The sequence below is a fragment of the Serratia sp. NFX21 genome (assembly GCF_048517035.1).
In the GTDB taxonomy this organism is placed as follows: domain Bacteria; phylum Pseudomonadota; class Gammaproteobacteria; order Enterobacterales; family Enterobacteriaceae; genus Serratia; species Serratia quinivorans.
Window position 1 is genome coordinate 571,343 of sequence record NZ_CP183196.1, and the last position, 16,318, is coordinate 587,660.

At 47.2% G+C, this 16,318-nt stretch carries 16 protein-coding genes and 3 pseudogenes; 17 read left to right on the forward strand and 2 right to left on the reverse strand.

The window, feature by feature from the left end; all coding sequences use genetic code 11:
• The first annotated feature begins 118 nt into the window (after positions 1–118).
• The 13 genes and pseudogenes from ACNT1W_RS02655 to ACNT1W_RS02715 all read left to right on the forward strand — a co-directional run bounded on the left by ACNT1W_RS02655 (position 119) and on the right by ACNT1W_RS02715 (position 10,678).
• Positions 119–862, forward strand: a complete 744-nt coding sequence (locus ACNT1W_RS02655; protein ID WP_419246384.1) for a fimbria/pilus periplasmic chaperone — start codon at positions 119–121, stop codon at positions 860–862.
• A 27-nt stretch (positions 863–889) separates the two neighbouring features.
• Entirely contained in the window at positions 890–1,540 is a 651-nt protein-coding gene (locus ACNT1W_RS02660) for a fimbrial protein (RefSeq protein WP_419246385.1), read from the forward strand.
• Entirely contained in the window at positions 1,533–2,057 is a 525-nt protein-coding gene (locus ACNT1W_RS02665) for a fimbrial protein (RefSeq protein ID WP_419246386.1), read from the forward strand. The genes ACNT1W_RS02660 and ACNT1W_RS02665 overlap by 8 nt, the downstream gene beginning before the upstream one ends.
• An 89-nt stretch (positions 2,058–2,146) precedes the next feature.
• Positions 2,147–2,557 carry a fimbrial protein gene (locus ACNT1W_RS02670; RefSeq protein ID WP_419246387.1) on the forward strand — a complete coding sequence of 137 codons (411 nt, stop codon included), beginning with the start codon at positions 2,147–2,149 and terminating at the stop codon, positions 2,555–2,557.
• A gap of 8 nt (positions 2,558–2,565) precedes the next feature.
• Entirely contained in the window at positions 2,566–3,087 is a 522-nt protein-coding gene (locus tag ACNT1W_RS02675) for a fimbrial protein (protein ID WP_419246388.1), read from the forward strand.
• Positions 3,080–4,054 (forward strand): reverse transcriptase domain-containing protein, encoded by a 975-nt coding sequence (locus ACNT1W_RS02680; RefSeq protein WP_419246389.1) that lies wholly within the window; start codon positions 3,080–3,082, stop codon positions 4,052–4,054. The genes ACNT1W_RS02675 and ACNT1W_RS02680 overlap by 8 nt, the downstream gene beginning before the upstream one ends.
• Before the next feature lie 970 nt (positions 4,055–5,024).
• Positions 5,025–5,368 (forward strand): annotated as a pseudogene (locus tag ACNT1W_RS02685) (transposase); the annotation flags it as partial.
• 70 nt (positions 5,369–5,438) lie between these two features.
• The gene (locus ACNT1W_RS02690) at positions 5,439–5,669 is read left to right on the forward strand and encodes a hypothetical protein (protein WP_419246891.1); all 231 of its coding nucleotides are present in this window, start codon (positions 5,439–5,441) and stop codon (positions 5,667–5,669) included.
• A gap of 356 nt (positions 5,670–6,025) precedes the next feature.
• Complete coding sequence (locus ACNT1W_RS02695) at positions 6,026–6,184, forward strand: hypothetical protein (RefSeq protein WP_419246390.1); 159 nt, start codon at positions 6,026–6,028, stop codon at positions 6,182–6,184.
• Positions 6,185–7,333: 1,149 nt separating this feature from the next.
• Positions 7,334–7,465: pseudogene (locus ACNT1W_RS02700) on the forward strand (Arm DNA-binding domain-containing protein); the annotation flags it as partial.
• 3 nt (positions 7,466–7,468) lie between these two features.
• Positions 7,469–7,708: an ogr/Delta-like zinc finger family protein gene (locus tag ACNT1W_RS02705; protein WP_419246852.1), complete on the forward strand. Its 240-nt coding sequence runs from the start codon at positions 7,469–7,471 to the stop codon at positions 7,706–7,708.
• Positions 7,709–8,074: 366 nt separating this feature from the next.
• Complete coding sequence (locus ACNT1W_RS02710) at positions 8,075–9,133, forward strand: AbiJ-NTD4 domain-containing protein (RefSeq protein WP_419246391.1); 1,059 nt, start codon at positions 8,075–8,077, stop codon at positions 9,131–9,133.
• 171 nt (positions 9,134–9,304) lie between these two features.
• A complete protein-coding gene (locus ACNT1W_RS02715) occupies positions 9,305–10,678 on the forward strand; it encodes a hypothetical protein (RefSeq protein ID WP_419246392.1) in 1,374 nt (457 codons plus the stop codon).
• 562 nt (positions 10,679–11,240) lie between these two features.
• Here the strand turns inward: ACNT1W_RS02715 and ACNT1W_RS02720 are convergent.
• Positions 11,241–12,695: a PLP-dependent aminotransferase family protein gene (locus ACNT1W_RS02720; RefSeq protein ID WP_261099658.1), complete on the reverse strand. Its 1,455-nt coding sequence runs from the start codon at positions 12,693–12,695 to the stop codon at positions 11,241–11,243.
• Positions 12,696–12,969: 274 nt separating this feature from the next.
• Between ACNT1W_RS02720 and ACNT1W_RS02725 the strand changes: the two genes are divergently transcribed.
• The 4 genes and pseudogenes from ACNT1W_RS02725 to ACNT1W_RS02740 form a co-directional block, all read left to right on the forward strand.
• Positions 12,970–13,542 (forward strand): GNAT family N-acetyltransferase, encoded by a 573-nt coding sequence (locus ACNT1W_RS02725; RefSeq protein ID WP_012004586.1) that lies wholly within the window; start codon positions 12,970–12,972, stop codon positions 13,540–13,542.
• A gap of 160 nt (positions 13,543–13,702) precedes the next feature.
• A complete protein-coding gene (locus ACNT1W_RS02730) occupies positions 13,703–14,026 on the forward strand; it encodes a DUF3302 domain-containing protein (RefSeq protein ID WP_012004587.1) in 324 nt (107 codons plus the stop codon).
• 5 nt (positions 14,027–14,031) lie between these two features.
• Entirely contained in the window at positions 14,032–15,168 is a 1,137-nt protein-coding gene (locus ACNT1W_RS02735; RefSeq protein WP_012004588.1) for an HlyD family secretion protein, read from the forward strand.
• A gap of 103 nt (positions 15,169–15,271) precedes the next feature.
• Positions 15,272–15,619, forward strand: a pseudogene (locus ACNT1W_RS02740) (helix-turn-helix domain-containing protein); the annotation flags it as partial.
• A 65-nt stretch (positions 15,620–15,684) separates the two neighbouring features.
• Here the strand turns inward: ACNT1W_RS02740 and ACNT1W_RS02745 are convergent.
• Positions 15,685–16,272, reverse strand: coding sequence for a histidine phosphatase family protein (locus ACNT1W_RS02745; protein WP_112363423.1), 588 nt, complete (start codon positions 16,270–16,272; stop codon positions 15,685–15,687).
• Between the last annotated feature and the right edge of the window lie 46 nt (positions 16,273–16,318).

Consider the following 16,318-nt stretch of genomic DNA (forward strand, 5'->3'; position numbering starts at 1 on the left):
GCTCCCGAAAACACTGAATTTTGCCATTGTGGCGGGCCGGTACGGCGGTTTCCTCTGCCGGTTAAATTTTTACTGAATGTAAAGCATGACAGATAGCGAGTAACCCATGAAGAACCTAATGACGAAATCCTTTTACCCCTTGGCTGGCGGCTTGCTGTTAAGCCTGGTGAGCCTGCAACAGGTGCAGGCTGCGGTGGCGCTGGACCGCACCCGCGTAGTGTTTAACGGCGGCGAAAAATCGACCAGCCTCAGTATCAGCAATGAAAATAAGCAATTGCCTTACCTGGCACAAGGCTGGGTCGAAGATGCGCTGGGCACCAAAATAACCACACCGTTGACGGTATTGCCGCCGCTGCAACGTCTGGAGCCAGGTGCAAAAAGCCAGGTAAAGGTGCAGGCATTACCGGCAGCAAACCTGTTGGCTCAGGATCGTGAGACGCTGTTTTACTTCAACCTGCGCGAGATCCCACCCAAGAGTGACAAGCCCAACACGTTGCAATTGGCCCTGCAGACGCGCATCAAGCTGTTTTATCGGCCGAAGGCGCTGAGCAACACCGAAGGCACTGCCCCCTGGCAGGAACAGCTGACGTTAACAAAGCAGGGGGATAAATACCAGGTCAATAACCCGACGCCGTATTACGTGACAATTGTCGATGCCAGCAGCAAACAAGGTGGGGGCAGTGCCAGCGGCTTTAAGCCACTGATGGTGGCACCAAAAGGCAACGAAACATTGAGCGTGGGCGCATCCGCACTGGGTAATGCGCCGGTACTGACCTACGTCAATGACTATGGTGGCCGCCCGCAGTTGCAATTCACCTGCAGTGGGAACAGTTGTCAGGCCAAGCCAGTCAAACCAAGCTGATCACCGGCACAGACAGAGGGAGCGAGCATGCAACAGCAAAAGAATAGGAACAACACCCTGTTTCATCAGGAGCGGCAATACCTGCTGGTTAAAGTGGCAGCGGTCTTGATGGTGCCGATGGTGATAGCCAGCATGATGGCGCTGATGCCGGATGTTCAGGCAGCGGATAACGCCAGCGTGGACGGTGCCAACGGTGTGTTGCATGTACATGGTGCGTTAACGGAAAGCGCTTGCCGGTTGGAGATGGCCTCGGCTTATCAGGATGTGTGGCTGGGTGATGCGGGGACTGCACGTTTGGCGCAGGCAGGGGACCAAGGAACCCCGGTAACAGTGCAACTGCACTTACGGGATTGCCTGCGCAGCCCGGCCAATAACCGTGATGAGCGCAATGGCAACCTGTTGTGGAGCCCCCATCAACCAGCGGTGTCACTCAGCTTTATTGCACCGGCAGACGCCGACAACCCGCAGTTGGTGAAAGTCCGGGGCGCATCCGGGTTGGGATTGCGCATGAACGATATGCTCGGCCGGGATATTCGCCTGGGTAGCCGGGGGGCACCGCTGATGTTGGCTGTGGGGCAAGACACGCTTGACTATACCGTCACGCCGGAGCGTACCCGCGCGCCGCTGCAAGCGGGGGCTTATTCGGCCCAACTGAACTTCAGGCTTAACTATGAGTAAAGCGAACGGTATGGCTGTTAGAAAATCCCGTAAAACACAGCAGGCGTTGTGTGCCGCCTGCCTGATATTGCTAACGACAGCAATACCCTCGGTGGAAGCCACAACCAGCACCATAACGGTCAAGGTGACCATTACGGCACCGCCTTGCGAGATCAACAACAATAAATTGATTGAGGTTGATTTCGGTAACGATGTGCTGACGACCCGGGTGGATGGCAACTATAAAAAACGGCCGGTGGACTATTCGGTCCAGTGCAAAGGGGGCTCGTCAAACTCGGTGAGGATGCTGATTGAGGGTGATGGCGCAGTGTTTGATGGTGATGTGCTGCTGACCAATAAAACTGACTTCGGTATTGAGATACGTAGTAACGGCAATCGGATGCCTATCAAGCGCTGGTTAAATTTTACCTACCCGAATTGGCCAACGCTTGAGGCGGTGCCGGTCAAACGGCCGGGAGCCACACTGACTGGTGGCCCCTTCTCCGCCGGGGCAACGATGAAGGTGGAGTACCTGTGAAAAAGGGCGACATGATGAAACGTTGTTTGGGCCTGGTGTTGTTTATAGCAGGTGGGTTTTTGAGCGATATGAGCCAGGCTGCCCCGAATATGAAACTTTTTGGCACGTTGATTGAACCACCGGCTTGCACCATTAATGACGGCGGTAATGTGGATGTCGATTTTGGCAACCGGGTCGGCGTTAAAAAGGTGGATGGGGTGAATTATCTCCAGGATATGAATTACCAGATCACCTGCGATCCGAACTCCAACGCCTGGGATATGACGCTGGAAATTATTGGCACTCCGGCGGATTACGACAAAGCGGCGGTGACCAGTGACGTCAATGACTTGGCGATTCAGATTAAGCAAAACGGCACGCCGTTTGAGCTGAACAAACCGATCCCCATCCGGTTGACCAGCCCACCGACGCTACAAGCCGTGCCGGTAAAAAGGTTGGGGGCGGAGCTAAAAGAAGGGCCATTTGTCGCGACCGCGACCCTGAAGGCGGTCTACCAATGAACGGGCGAATGATGCTGTTAACGCCAATACTATTGGCCCTCATCGCGCCCTTGAGCCCGGCGGCACAGACTTACAACGTTCGTCTGCACGGCGCACTGGTGGCGGAACCCTGCGTGATCCCGCCGGGGGAAGAGAATATCCGGCTGGAGTTTGGCACGGTAATCGATAAGTACCTGTATGCCAACCAGCGCACTCACGGGCAGGCATTTGAAATCCACCTGACGGAATGCGATCTGAGTTTGGGAAAAACGGTGAAAGTGACCCTAAGCGGCATTGAGAACCCACACCTGACGGGGTTACTGGCCATTGAGGGCGGCAGTGAGGCATCGGGGATTGCGATTGGTATGGAAACCCAGACTGGGCAGCCATTGCCGCTGAATAAAGCCGGTGAAGGTGTTCGACTGGTGAGCGGCAACAATACCTTGACGGTTTTGGCCTATGTGCAAGGTGAGCCTGATGCGATAGCTAATCGAGCCATTGAGCGAGGGCGATTTAGCGCTATTGCCACCTTCAGCCTGGAATATGAATAAGGCTGAGTCGGATTGGCAGGTGGCTTATGCCTGGCTGGAAAATCGTCGCAGGCATGCACCGCCCAATGCGGATGTTTGGCACCTGCGTTTCCATTGGCCACAACGGGGCCAAGCACTCTACCAGCAGGTATGCAGCGGCGGTTATCGCTTGCAGCCGATGCAGGTTCACCATTATCGAGACAGAAGCTGGGTTCAATGGTGCGCGCAAGATGCGTTGGTATTGAAATGGGTTGCGCTGCAGGTGGAAGAGAAACTGCCTAGGCATGAACGCTGCGCCCATCTTAAAGGCCGGGGCGGTGGTAAGCAGTCGGTCTGCGAGGTATGGCAGTCGTTAAGTTCAGAAGAGTATGCCTTTGTTTATCGGACGGATATTCGGGGTTATTACCGCCATATTCGTAAAGCACAGGTGCTCAACCAGGTTCAATGGCATGTCGATGACCCGGTGTTAGTCGACCTTATTGAACAGTATCTGTATTACAGCGTGGAAGATGCGGGTGAGTTTCATACGCCAGAACACGGAATTTGCCGGGGCAGTGCACTCAGCCCGTTGATTGGTGGGAGTTTACTGCACCACGTTGACAGCTATTTTTCTACGGTGGAGGGAACCTTTTATGCACGCTACATGGATGACTTTGTGCTGCTTACGCGTACGCGTTGGCAGCTGCGGCGTTGTGTTAAACGACTGCATGAATTTTTTAACCTGGGTGGTTTTGAAGCTCACCCGGACAAAACCCAACTGGGAAGGATTGAACATGGATTTGACTGGCTGGGCGTGTGGTTCACCCCCACGGGGACCACCATTGCGCCTCGTGCGTTAGAAAACCATCGTGCACGACGGATGCGGCTTTACGAGCAAGCCAGGCGACAAGGGCTGTCAGTGACAGAAACCGAGGCGCGGGTGCAGACGTATGAGGCACGGTGGAAAATATGGGTAAATCACCAATTGAAAGTGTGTCATAGCCCATAATAACCGCTTCGTCTTACGGCATCCCTTACGAGAAAATAATGCTCAATATACGTCTTATTTATCCTGTGATAGCAGCGCTCGTCCTACACTCTACCCTGTCGTACGGTGCGTTTGCCGGACACAGCCCCAAGGCGGGCTACAGCGGGTCCTATGTGTCTTTAACCTTTATTTGGTCTTGGCCCTCCGACGTTGATCCGCAAATAATCCCATGCAACACTGCTAGATGCTATCTGGCTATGGGAGCATGGAGCAGCACTACCACACCGACTCACCCCGATGGGGGATTCATGGTCCCGACTGTCAGTAAGAATTTCATCACATACTACGCCCCGACCCCTCTGTTCGAACTACAACAACAGTTCGCCGCGAAGAACGGGACGGGGGGGACCCAGTTCGAACCGAACTGGATGTTCAGACACGATACCATCGCGTGGGGGAACGTCTGTGTCGGATTGCAATATTGGGCGACCGGAATATCACTACCCGGCGTGATTGTGCCTGGGTCGAGTTGCGGAGTGGTACCTCCGCCGAATGTTACCTGTTCCTCTGTGGCTAACATGGTGTTCGACTATGGTGCCGTGGGCCCAACTATCCTCGAGGGTAATACAAGGGACGAGGAACAAACAATTTCATGTACCGGTGCTGTAAGTGTGCGGTTTAAACTGACCAGCGAATTGATTCTAGCACCTGGATTGACGGCTGAACTGTCTGTAAATGGGGCACCAATCAGTATGACACAGATCGAAGTTCCTGTTCAAAACGGTGCTAATAATCTGAGCTTTCGATCTGTGCTTCGTGGTGGGACTGACGTAGCGGGCGATGTTGTTGCAAGTACTGTGATGATCATGGAATACCTCTGACGGTGTTCTATCGTGTATACGCCGATTGTGACTCTCTTTTTATGTACAACTCGCTCCTCGGGACTGGCCTGACCCCGCCCCGGTAGACGCTCCTGCCCTATAGTTTGAGCATAGGAGGAGCGTGGGGCACACCACGATTTCCCCCTGAATTGAAGGAAGAAGCCGTCCGCCAGAACACTAGCAGGGCTATTCCGTTGTCGACGTTTCAGAACGCCTTGGCGTGTCGGCACACCGTCTTTATAAATGGCTGCGTTCAGTAAAACCTGATAACAGCGGACATCAGACCCAGGATTTACTGGAGGCCAGAGCGGAGATCCTCAAGCTGAAAGCGCAGCTTACGTACTGAGGTGGAACGAGATATTCTGAAAAAGGCAGCGCGGTACTTTGCAAGGGAGCCCGACTGAAGTACAACTTCATCAACGATCACCGTGATGTCTGGTCGATCGCAGCTGTAACGGCCACTAAAAGTTCTGCCTGCGACAGTAGCGATCATCTGGTGGTTGATTTGGTATTTTCCATCCCCGATGGGCGGATTGGTTGACGGCAATACTGCGCTGGATATGGATAATGGCAGTTATTTAAGCATCAAAGACAAGGATGAAAGAATAGTTTTCGATGCGCCAATAGAATATTGGGATAATATCCAAAACGGTAATGTTAAAAATGTTATCTATCAAGCTGACTTGGTAGTTAAAAATACCGCTCAGACCGGACCAGCAAGTAAAAGCATTGTGCTGAATATCAATTATTGTTAGTAACAGGCTGCGGACGGGACGGGATAGATGTCAAATACGGTAATGGAAGTGATTATGCCATTATCAAATAGATTACCTGTTTGATTCGGTATTCCCCGATGGCTTTCGCACAAACCTGCTTACGCTGCGTGTCTGTTCAGCTCGTGCGTGAGTGTCAAATTTTGATGGTCACCTGTGTTTGGACATCACACCCGTCAGCGCCCATAAATGCGGCACTATGGAAAACAGGGAATTACCCTTAACAGCGAACTGCAGCAAGGCTTCACCAAGGGGAACTGGTATAACGTTGCGGCATTAACTTGCTCACGCGATCTCTTTGACATTTTACTCATTACTTATATGTGGAGAACACAATCATGCTGAGACAGCAAATGAACGCGCAGCAGGCGCGAGAACTGGCGCGCGATTACCTGGCTGCCGTCGGTATGTCGGGCACCCCGGAAGACTACCTGGCCCGTGTGAAGGCGCTGGAAGGCCAATTCCTGGCGTTGCTTAAACAGTCGCATAACACCTGATCTGTCCTTCGCCCGGGGAAATATAGCCTTACCGGGTGTGGTAGACAGAAAGGTTAAAACTCACCACAGATACCGATGTTAACAAGGGGGCGTGCGTGGCTCGCTCGTCGCCCTGTTTTCAATCGCCGGTAATGCCAAATCATCTCCCCGTATGATACATATTCTCATTATTGCTAATTTGCTCAAGTTTCTCTTCCATTTCTGCCAATTTCACAATAGCTCTCATTTCTCTTCCCGCAGATCCGATTTCCGGCAGTTCCTGATCTGGTAATCGCTCCTCCTCGATCGGCAACACCGTTCACAAGATCTGGTGGCTCCAGGAACTATTATGGCTACCCGATGTTGTGTTTTCTAAGCTTACCGTCAGCCTGCCTTGCCGGGCCAATACGGCGTATCCGACCATCCCGGTACCGGGTTTTACTTCCGGAAACTTTGCAATAGGCTATAAGTCGGAACTGCGGAGACGTGGTGTCAGATAATTTAGATATGTTTTTATTTCCAAGGTTATTATCGCAATGGTTATTTCTAGTGTGGCTGTTCTTAACATTTGCACAATGGTCGGGTTGTCTGAGCCTTAAACCAGGCACTATGGGGCGCTTCATAAGCGTGTGAAGGGAGAAAATTGGCCTGTGTGGTGGGGTTGACTGCTGCTGTTCACTCTAAAGTGAACGGTTATGTATGGTTTGAATTAACCACTCACTAAATAAGTCGATGATTTTTATCGATAAAATTAAATAGTGACTACTGTGACCTGTTTTTTTATAAATCTTTTTTTCTGGTCAGCGCCTAATTGTAGAGGCTGAGTAAAAATTGGTCATGGTGGTGTTCATGTATAGCGAATTGTATAAAATAAAATTTCCATATTGAAAACATTAGTTACATCAATGGATTGTGGTTGATTTATCACTCCTGTGATCTTCCGCCAATGCTCATCTTTTCATGTCAACTAAAGTCAATATTTTTCATTAAAAACCAATGGTTAACTTGAAATGCATCTCTTCTGATGTCAACCTGTGTCTACTCAAATCTACCCCCATTAAGGGGTGTTTTTGGGGGTTAAAAAGTACCCCTAAAAATTGATACCCCCAGAAGGAGACGCAATGCCTTTGACTGACGTAAAGGTGCGTTCAGAAAAACTCCCAAGACAAACCCTGCAAGCTCGCTGATGGTGGCGGCCAATATCTATTAGTGAATACTAATGGCTCTCGCTACTGGCATTTGAAGTACCGCTTATGGGGCGTAAAAAGTTGTAAGAAAGTTAAAGTAGCAAATGAGGCTTAAACGATAATGCGCTGTCCTTTCTACCGCAGCGGTGCACACATCCGCACCAGCCGTTATCTGACGGAGCAGACCAAAGAGGCCTACTACCAGTGTCAGAATATCGACTGCTCCAGCACCTTTAAAACGCGTGAAAGTATTGAGCATGTGATCCGGCAACCTATACCTCCGGAAACTATTACGGTACCGCCGCCGTCGGAATACCGAACGTTGAACCGTTATGGGAATAATAATTGTCTACATTGATTAATAGCATCCGCTCCTTTCTTAAGGGGCGGTTTTTTTATTCCCTTCTCTGTTCGCTTTCTGCGGCTTTTTCCTTGGCGGGCTTCTCATTTTTGAGCTTGCATGCATAGGGTGCATGAATTTACATGCCTATAATGCCCTTACGATCTTCCTGCCGCCCCAGTGCTGGCGCGGTTTGCGGGCCATCATGCAACTGCATGAAAAGCGACACAAGAAGCGGGCAGGCGAGGAGGGGATAGCATTGCGCGCAATCCGTATTGAGGGATAAAAATTGGAACACAGTTAAGCCGTGTTCAAAAGTGTGTGTAGCTCAATGAGGGGTATGATATTTTGTAAAATACAAGCAACTGGGGGGGAGCTCAATGAATGCTAAATGATATTTTCACACGGCGCTATTTATCTAGGGATTTCTGGGCTAGCTATGGAAAAGATGAAGCAAGATTATTAACCCAATGCTATAAAATAATACATGAACAACTAATCCCTTATTGGGTAGATGGTAAAGAAGATAACGTTGGAAAGGTAAAATGGAAATCTATTCATGATATGTTATGCATGGAGTTAGGTTTAGAAGAGTTATCTCCTAGATACTATTCATACCAAACAAATGTGATGGGTTCTATGCGTACTAATTCTGGGTTTTGGACGTATGATAAAGTTTGCAAGGACTTCTTGTTAAAAGCTTACGATAGTAGCATTTCACCTGATGAATTTATTAAAAATAGAATTAGCTTTATTGAGTTGGCTTTTAGATTCAGAGAGAAGGAAGTAAATATTATTAATGCGGAGTTACCAAAAAAAATACTTTTGGCAAAGTCTAGCGCCTTGCGATTCCGTAGCTCTATGACTGTGCCGGGAGATGCCTCTGATGGAATGAGAAAAGCTAATAATATTATTAATGAGAAATTTAACTCTTGCGTAGACGAGCTAAATGTCAGGTTTTCTCAGGCAGGAGTTAAGCTGAATTACCATAATGGATTTATTCAGATGTCATCAGATGAACTTTCGGAAACGGTTATAGAAAAGCCATTTTGGGCTCTGGTGTCCGATGAGAAATGGAAAAATGTGGATATTGATATTAAAGAGGCTATTGATAGAAGAGACTCTAACGGCAGAGATGCAGCTTTTTATGCGGCAAGATCATTGGAAAGTACAATAAAAATAATTTCTGATGAAAATGGTTGGACGCATGGAAAGGAAAAAGGAGCTCAGAACTATATTGATAATTTAGTGAGTAAAAGTAATGGGCAATTTATTTATAGTTGGGAAGCTGATTTTTTAAGGGCTTTTTTTTCAAAAATTAGAAATCCGCTAGGGCATGGCCCAGGGGCAGGTATGATGGTGTCTCTAACTGACGAGCAAACTGACTGGGCAATAGAAACGAGTATGTCATGGATTAAAAGTTTAATAAAAAGAATGAGTTAGTTTTTTAGGAGGAAGGGGCTAAAATTTATAACGGTTCTTAGTTTGGAAAAATATCACTATGGTGATTTTTAATTTTTGTAGATAGGATCTTAGAGTGTTGGACATTTCTAATTTATTATCTATCAAGTAAAATATTCTTACGAAATACGAAAGATATATTTGGAGGGTTAAATGGAATGTAATATTATTGATATACTACTTGATACTGAACTATATGATGACATTAATGTCAGTATTAATTATAAAGGAATTCAGGATGATTTATTCTATGAATATTTGAAGAGGTATCATGACAATTTTCTAAAATACGTTGAACCATCAATTATTCGTACTCTTGGGTTAGTATCACCATTAAATATATATATGCCAAATAATAAGGATATAGAGTATTTTAGAAAGTCACTATTAACAATGGATGTAATTATACTCGATGACGAAATAATAAACACATATATCCTTCTAAAGGATGCTGATGTAAGTAATGCGATCATACAATCTTCTAACTCAAGATCATTGACTGATATTGCTAAAAATAATGTTGCAGATTTCATGAGATTTATAAAAAATCACAGTTCGTTAATAAGTAATGGGACTCTTGGCTTTGTATATAGCCCGGCAGAAAGTTATGATTCAGATAAAAAAAAGAAGGTTTTGATCAATGAAGCAAGCGATTTGTCTATAAAAGAAAACTTTTCAATAAAAATAGTAGAGCTATATAAGAATGCTTTATCCGTTACTCCCGTTAAAAGGTTGGGAAACACTAATAAGGTTAAAATCCTTAGTGATGGTGATATTTCTGGAAATGTTATTATTGAAATAAAAAACTGCTCTTCAGACTATGTAAATGGATATGAATATTCTTTGGGCAAAACCTATTATGATGAAGGTGGGAATTTAAAGATAGATTTTAATTCACTTGTTAAATCTATACCAAGAGATAAAGAAACATATCAGAATTGGGTTGATGGTGTAGTAAATAGAACAATACAAGAGCATTTTACGCACTTGAATCTAAATATTGAATTGTCTGGTCAGTTAAACTCTTCTCTTGCAACTAAATGTGAGTTTACTGGAAATGTTTTGAATGAAATTAATAGAAAGGACAACATAAAAAGGAAAATGTTAGAAATTAAAACGCCTTTTTTGAATGGTATCAGTGTAGATACGATTGCAAAGATAAAGAATGACTATGGTGGTAGTTTTAACTCATATAAGAAGATATTAAAAGATACTGCCTTTAAATTAGAGCTAGCCACAACCTCTGAACATATAGATATTATCAATAATGAATTTAAAGAGAGAATTCTTGATGAAGGAATGCATGATGTAAATAATGCATTGAATTCATTAAAAAAGTCCGCAGTCAAGGATCTTTCAATTGATGCGGGACTTGCAGTTTTAGGTTTTTTAGGAACGGTAATTACACCGAAAAGCTTACTATTAGGTCTGGTTAGGCCAATGAAAACAGTTCAAGGAATAAATAAAAATTTACGTGATGTAAAAAGTCACCCTTCATATTTTATACTTAAAACAATAAAAAAATAAAAATTCGTCAGTATTTTTTTGATGGTTTTTAAATTGGTGCTACTCAATTGACGAGGTTTTTAATTATTCTGTTTAGGGTGTCAAGGCAATATTTATGTCGATTCTAGTATGTTGGTATTGAGATAAAAAGTTAGGTTGAAAGACATAATGGTGAATAGGGAATTGGAAGCATATTATCTATCAAACTTAAACGTGCTCTCTTATCTCATTTGTTCAAAATTTCCCTCGGATTGTCTAAATGGCCGTGTCAAATAGTATTACAAGTGGGTTTGTGCAGGCAGAGCGCTGACAAGCCGTAAACCGATTCTTAGGGGGTATCGCGCATCCACACGTTCTCATGGTTGGCTAACCTGTATCATCTGCCTCTCGTTTGAGTGGATTAGTCTTAGGGTGTTTGAGTTACAACTTGCGATTCGTTATGTTTATGCTTCATTTTGACATCACTAATGATTAACAGCTAAATTTGGTGGTTCTTTTGGGGGTGTGGTTGGTTTTTTAATGGAAATTATTTAAGTTTTACATGTGTTTAACCATCAAGTGCGACTCCTGTGATCTCCGCCAATCAACCCCCTTCATGCCCCACAAGTGATTGAGTACACCATTGCCCAAGCTGGGCGATCGCTTGTTCAACTTCATCGTTATAACCAAAGCCTGCATTCAGTCGGAAACAGTGATCGTAGCGGTTATCCGTGGCAAAAATATGCCCGGGGGCGATACCGATCCCGGCATTACGCGCCTTGATAAACAGTGAACGTACGTTCAAGGCATTCTTCGGCATTTCCACCCACAGCACATAACCGCCTTCAGGCTCAGAGACTTTTGTGCCCGGGGGAAATGCTAGAAGCACTACCTGACGGATTTTGTTCACCAGGTTAGCCAACTTTTGCCTGAGCTTGCGCAGATGGGCGTCGTATCCGCCATTGCTCAGTAATTCGGCAATGGTTGCTTGCGGCAATATGGGTGAGCCCATGGTCGAGGTATATTTTAGCGAGGTGATTTTTCGCATGTAATGGTTGCTGTGAACCCAACCGACACGCATGCCAGGCGCCACGGTTTTAGAGAAACCGCTGCACAGGATGACATTGGGGCTAAAGGCCCTCATTGGAAATGGTCGTTGAACACCAAAGGCGATGTCGCCAAAGGTGTCATCTTCAATAATAATCACCCCGTTTTCATCGGCCTGCCGCGCGATGTGCGCTTTTTTTTCGTTCGGTATGGTTTTGCCCAGTGGGTTATTAACATTGGCGAGGGTGACAAACACCTTCACCGCTTTTCTCTGGAACAGCGCAACCAGCTTTTCGCTATCAACATAGCCTTCGTTACCCGTTTCAACCTCAATCACGCGTAGTTTGAGATGACGCAACATTTGCAATAAAACGAAATAGCAGGGCGATTCAACGGCAACCGCATCTCCCGGTTTTACTGTCGCCATCAGCGAGAGCGACAGTGCCTCCACGCAGCCGTTGGTCACTAAAATGTTATCCGGGTTGATGTTGCAGCCGTAGTCTATCGCTCGTCGGGCAATTTCTGTTTTTAACGGCGCATAGCCAGAGCCTTTGACCGTATCACCAAGCAAAAATGGCTTGCTATAACCCAGCTGGCGCATGATCAAACTCAGTTTTTTGATGGGGTACAAAGAGCTATCACCATTAGCCAGATCCAGACGAACGCGGCAATCTTCCCCCACCATTGCCATGTGCAGTTCGGTTTGTTCATCCAGCGGCGCAATCTCACGTGGCTGTTCCACGATAACGGCGTCCTTTTGCAGCGAATGCCGTCTTGGTGCGACAAAAAAACCGGATTTGGGTTTGGCTACGGCGTAATGTTCGTCTTCCAGGGTACGCAAGGTTTTAAGTGCGGTTGTCAGACTGATGTTGTATTGAGTGGCCAGCGTTCTTACCGACGGCAAACGTGTATTGGCAGGTAAAAATCCTGCGTGGATTGCCTGTTTGATCTGTTCGGCAATCTGACGGTACAGGCTGCCCTGTCTTCCCGCTTCCGTCTGCTCCATCGGCATCTGTTCCACTCCATATCGCTCTGATCTGTACGTATAAAACAGATTACTTTGATAGTAGTTTAGCTAGCAAGGCTTGGAAATAATGAATTCAACGTGTTCATTCGCAGAAAGTTTGTCAGTTCGGGTTGATGAATTACCGGGGTTTATATTCCTGTGACTGCGCCGTTTGTTATTTATCAAAGGGTAACTTTAATGGGATACAGAGAATTAATTTTTACTGCAATGATAAATTTCTAAAAAAACTGGGCTATTTTCGACTTTCGAGGAGGGTTGTATGGAATTGAGTGTGGCCAATGTGGCTGATATTGAACAAGTGACTGAACTGCTCAAGCGGTATCAGGTAGCAACCATCAGTGAGGAAGACAAGAAAGATGGTTTTGTGACCACTTTGCTGAGCTATGAGCAAATGGTCGCGTTGATCGAGCAAGAACAAGGGCTGTTTGTCGCCAGACAGGAAGGTAAGATTGTCGCGTTCGTGATGGCCGCTTCCTGGCAGTTTTGGGCACCCTGGCCTTTATTTGAGCACATGATTGGCAGATTGGGAGAATGTGAGTTTGCCGGCCAGGTGTTGACGGTGGAGAACTCTTACCAATACGGGCCGATCTGTGTCGACGTTTCGGTTCGGGGCAGCGGGGTGCTTGAAGCGCTGTTTGCGTTTGCATTAAAACAAATGTCATCGCGTTTTGATGTCTTGGTCACATTTGTGAATAAAATTAACCCACGCTCTTATGCGGCACATACGCGCAAACTGGGGCTCCAGGTTTTGAATGAGTTTACCTTTAATAATAATCATTATTACTGGATGGTTTGTGCTACTCGTCAGAGTGGTAACGGTTCTTCCGCTTAAACCTAAAAATCCCATAAAATCAAAGTGCCGTTGTTATCTATTTTGGTTCATTTTCTATAAGGTACACCCGCCGAAATAAACTTACCCAGTTTTAGCACAAAAAGCTAAAAACGCGTCTATCTTTACCAGTGAACACGGGTTCCGCAAATGAGAGGCAGTTATGTTTCTTAATTACTTCGCGTTGGGTGTACTTATTCTGGTTTTCCTTATTATTTTCTATGGGATTATTATTCTGCATGATATTCCCTATCTTATTGCCAAGGCACGCAACCATCCGCATGCCGATGCTATCCATGTCGCGGGCTGGGTAAGTTTATTTACTCTGCACGTGATCTGGCCGTTTTTATGGATATGGGCTACTTTATATCGCCCCGAGCGTGGTTGGGGTATGCAAGGTCAGGAGGCGTCGTTCGCACAGTTGCAGCAACGTGTGGCGGAGCTGGAGTTGAAACTGGCGGGTAATAAAACGCCGCCTTCGGAGTAGCCACCATGGATCTGCTCATTATCCTGACTTATGTCGCTTTTGCCTGGTCCATATTTAAGATTTTCAAAATACCGGTCAATAAATGGACCGTGCCCACGGCTGCATTAGGTGGGGTGTTTTTAATTGGGGCGTTAATTCTGCTAATGAATTATAACCACCCCTATACTTATTTGGCGCAGAAAGCGGTTATTTCAATCCCTATTACGCCACAGGTGACGGGCGTGGTTAGCGAAGTAACCGAGAAGCAAAACGTATTAATAAAAAAAGGTGAAGTGCTGTTTAAATTAGATCCCGCACGCTATCAGGCACGGGTCAATCGACTCCAGGCTGATTTGGTCACTGAGATTAATAATACTCAGGTGCTTAAAGGGCAGCTCGACGAAGCTATTGCCAACACATCTCGGGTTAGTGCAGAGCGCGACCGGTTATATAAAGACTATCAGCGTTATGTCCGAGGCAGCCAGGCCAAGGTCAATCCATTTTCGGAAAGTGATATTGATAACGCCCGGCAGAACTATCTGGCGCAAGATGCGCTGGTAAAAGGTTCCGTGGCGGAGCAAGCGCAAATAAAAAGTCAGTTAGACAGTGTGATTAACGGGGAACAGTCTCAAATCGTTAGCCTCAGGGCGCAGTTGGCAGAGGCCAAATATAATCTTGATCAAACGGTGATACGCGCTCCCAGCGACGGTTACGTGACCCAGGTGCTGATCCGCCCAGGGACCTACGCCGCGGCAATTCCGCTGCGGCCGGTGATGGTGTTTATTCCTGAGCAAAAACGGCAAATCATTGCTCAGTTCCGCCAAAACTCGTTGCTGCGTCTTAAGGCCGGCGACGAAGCCGAAGTGGTGTTTAATGCATTTCCCGGCCAGGTATTCCCCGGTAAATTGATCAGAATTCTGCCGGTAGTCCCCGGCGGGTCTTACCAGGCGCAAGGGACGCTACAATCGCTGAGTGTGGCTGCCGGCAGTGATGGTGTACTGGCGGTGATTGAGCTGGCACCCAACAGTGAAATCGATGAATTACCTGACGGCATTTTTTCGCAGGTGGCGGTTTACTCCGACCACTTTACCCACGTGGCGGTCATGCGCAAGGTACTGCTACGCATGACCAGTTGGATGCACTATCTCTATCTGGACCATTAGCGCAGTATAAAAAATCCGCTTCCTGAGGAGGAAATGCCGGTCACTTAAGGTGATATTGTTCCCTCTCCCTTGGGAGAGGGAGACGCTCACTTAAACAACGTCGTACATCTTTGTTAACGGCTTCACCTTTGTGTTGCACGACTCTATGAATAGCCTGGCGTTGTTATCGGTTATCCTCGGCGGCAGTGGGGAAGAGGATCTGGAAAAGCGGATTTCATCCAACCGGCGGAAGCATCATGCGGATACGGAAAAACCCATTTTTACCCCACGGGAGAGTGAGGTGCTGTATTGGGCCAGTATGGGGAAAACCTATGGCGAGATTGCCGCCATCGCCAGTATTTCCCCGAGTACGGTGAAGTTTCATATGAGAAATATTGTGGTTAAACTTGGCGTCAGTAACGCCCGACAGGCGATTCGGTTGGGGCTTATGACGCCGTCAGCAGCCAGATAAAATGAGTCAGGCCCGATGAGACTCCCTTATGTCATCTCACCGAACTCGCCAAAGGCGGCTTGGCTTTATCCCGCAGCAGGGCAGGTCTCCGCCAACTGCGTCAGACCCTCACTTTCCTGCCTGAATGAAACCTTGTCCTGATCCAGCGTCACCACAAAGATACTGTCGAAGTCGCTGCCCGGCCATTTTGGCACCAAATTGGCGTCACCGCCGCGTGCGGCCACGATGGCCTTCACTGCCTTATCGAGATTCTTGTGTTCCCAGGCGATGAAAATGCGTGAGTTTTGGTATTGCTCGCTGAGCAGTTCCTGCTGCAGCCCGGTGATGTCATCGGCGTGGAACTGAATGCCAATCGGCAGCCCGACGCGCACGGCGGTGGGCATGATGGTCGACAGCGCCCGCAGTGAACTGCCGAGCTTGTTTTCCTTCGGCCCGGCGGCAAAAATGTAGTCCGGTTTGCCGTAGCGCTTCAGCAACACGTCCGGCAGTGCCAGTGCGCGGTTCAGCCCTTTGCAGGTTAACTGCCCGCTGTTGTTGGCGGGTTTCTCCCCGTGCCGCACGAAGATCAGCGTTTCCTGTGCCAGTGCGCTTTGGCTCAGCAGCAGCAATGCCGCCAAACCGCCGAGTATTTTGTTGCCTGTTTTGTTAAACATCCTCAACCCTTATGTAATGGCGTGCTGATTTCTGGGCGCTTTTCAT

What these genes read in the sequence shown, in the direction of transcription:
- ACNT1W_RS02710 (WP_419246391.1), top strand. Translation starts at nt 8,075, where the DNA reads ATGCTAAATGATATTTTCACACGGCGCTATTTATCTAGGGATTTCTGG.
- ACNT1W_RS02735 (WP_012004588.1), top strand. Translation starts at nt 14,032, where the DNA reads ATGGATCTGCTCATTATCCTGACTTATGTCGCTTTTGCCTGGTCCATA.
- ACNT1W_RS02655 (WP_419246384.1), top strand. Translation starts at nt 119, where the DNA reads ATGACGAAATCCTTTTACCCCTTGGCTGGCGGCTTGCTGTTAAGCCTG.
- ACNT1W_RS02680 (WP_419246389.1), top strand. Translation starts at nt 3,080, where the DNA reads ATGAATAAGGCTGAGTCGGATTGGCAGGTGGCTTATGCCTGGCTGGAA.
- ACNT1W_RS02665 (WP_419246386.1), top strand. Translation starts at nt 1,533, where the DNA reads ATGAGTAAAGCGAACGGTATGGCTGTTAGAAAATCCCGTAAAACACAG.
- ACNT1W_RS02745 (WP_112363423.1), bottom strand. Translation starts at nt 16,272, where the DNA reads ATGTTTAACAAAACAGGCAACAAAATACTCGGCGGTTTGGCGGCATTG.
- ACNT1W_RS02715 (WP_419246392.1), top strand. Translation starts at nt 9,305, where the DNA reads ATGGAATGTAATATTATTGATATACTACTTGATACTGAACTATATGAT.
- ACNT1W_RS02720 (WP_261099658.1), bottom strand. Translation starts at nt 12,695, where the DNA reads ATGCCGATGGAGCAGACGGAAGCGGGAAGACAGGGCAGCCTGTACCGT.
- ACNT1W_RS02675 (WP_419246388.1), top strand. Translation starts at nt 2,566, where the DNA reads ATGATGCTGTTAACGCCAATACTATTGGCCCTCATCGCGCCCTTGAGC.
- ACNT1W_RS02660 (WP_419246385.1), top strand. Translation starts at nt 890, where the DNA reads ATGCAACAGCAAAAGAATAGGAACAACACCCTGTTTCATCAGGAGCGG.
- ACNT1W_RS02690 (WP_419246891.1), top strand. Translation starts at nt 5,439, where the DNA reads ATGGGCGGATTGGTTGACGGCAATACTGCGCTGGATATGGATAATGGC.
- ACNT1W_RS02695 (WP_419246390.1), top strand. Translation starts at nt 6,026, where the DNA reads ATGCTGAGACAGCAAATGAACGCGCAGCAGGCGCGAGAACTGGCGCGC.
- ACNT1W_RS02725 (WP_012004586.1), top strand. Translation starts at nt 12,970, where the DNA reads ATGGAATTGAGTGTGGCCAATGTGGCTGATATTGAACAAGTGACTGAA.
- ACNT1W_RS02730 (WP_012004587.1), top strand. Translation starts at nt 13,703, where the DNA reads ATGTTTCTTAATTACTTCGCGTTGGGTGTACTTATTCTGGTTTTCCTT.
- ACNT1W_RS02670 (WP_419246387.1), top strand. Translation starts at nt 2,147, where the DNA reads ATGAAACTTTTTGGCACGTTGATTGAACCACCGGCTTGCACCATTAAT.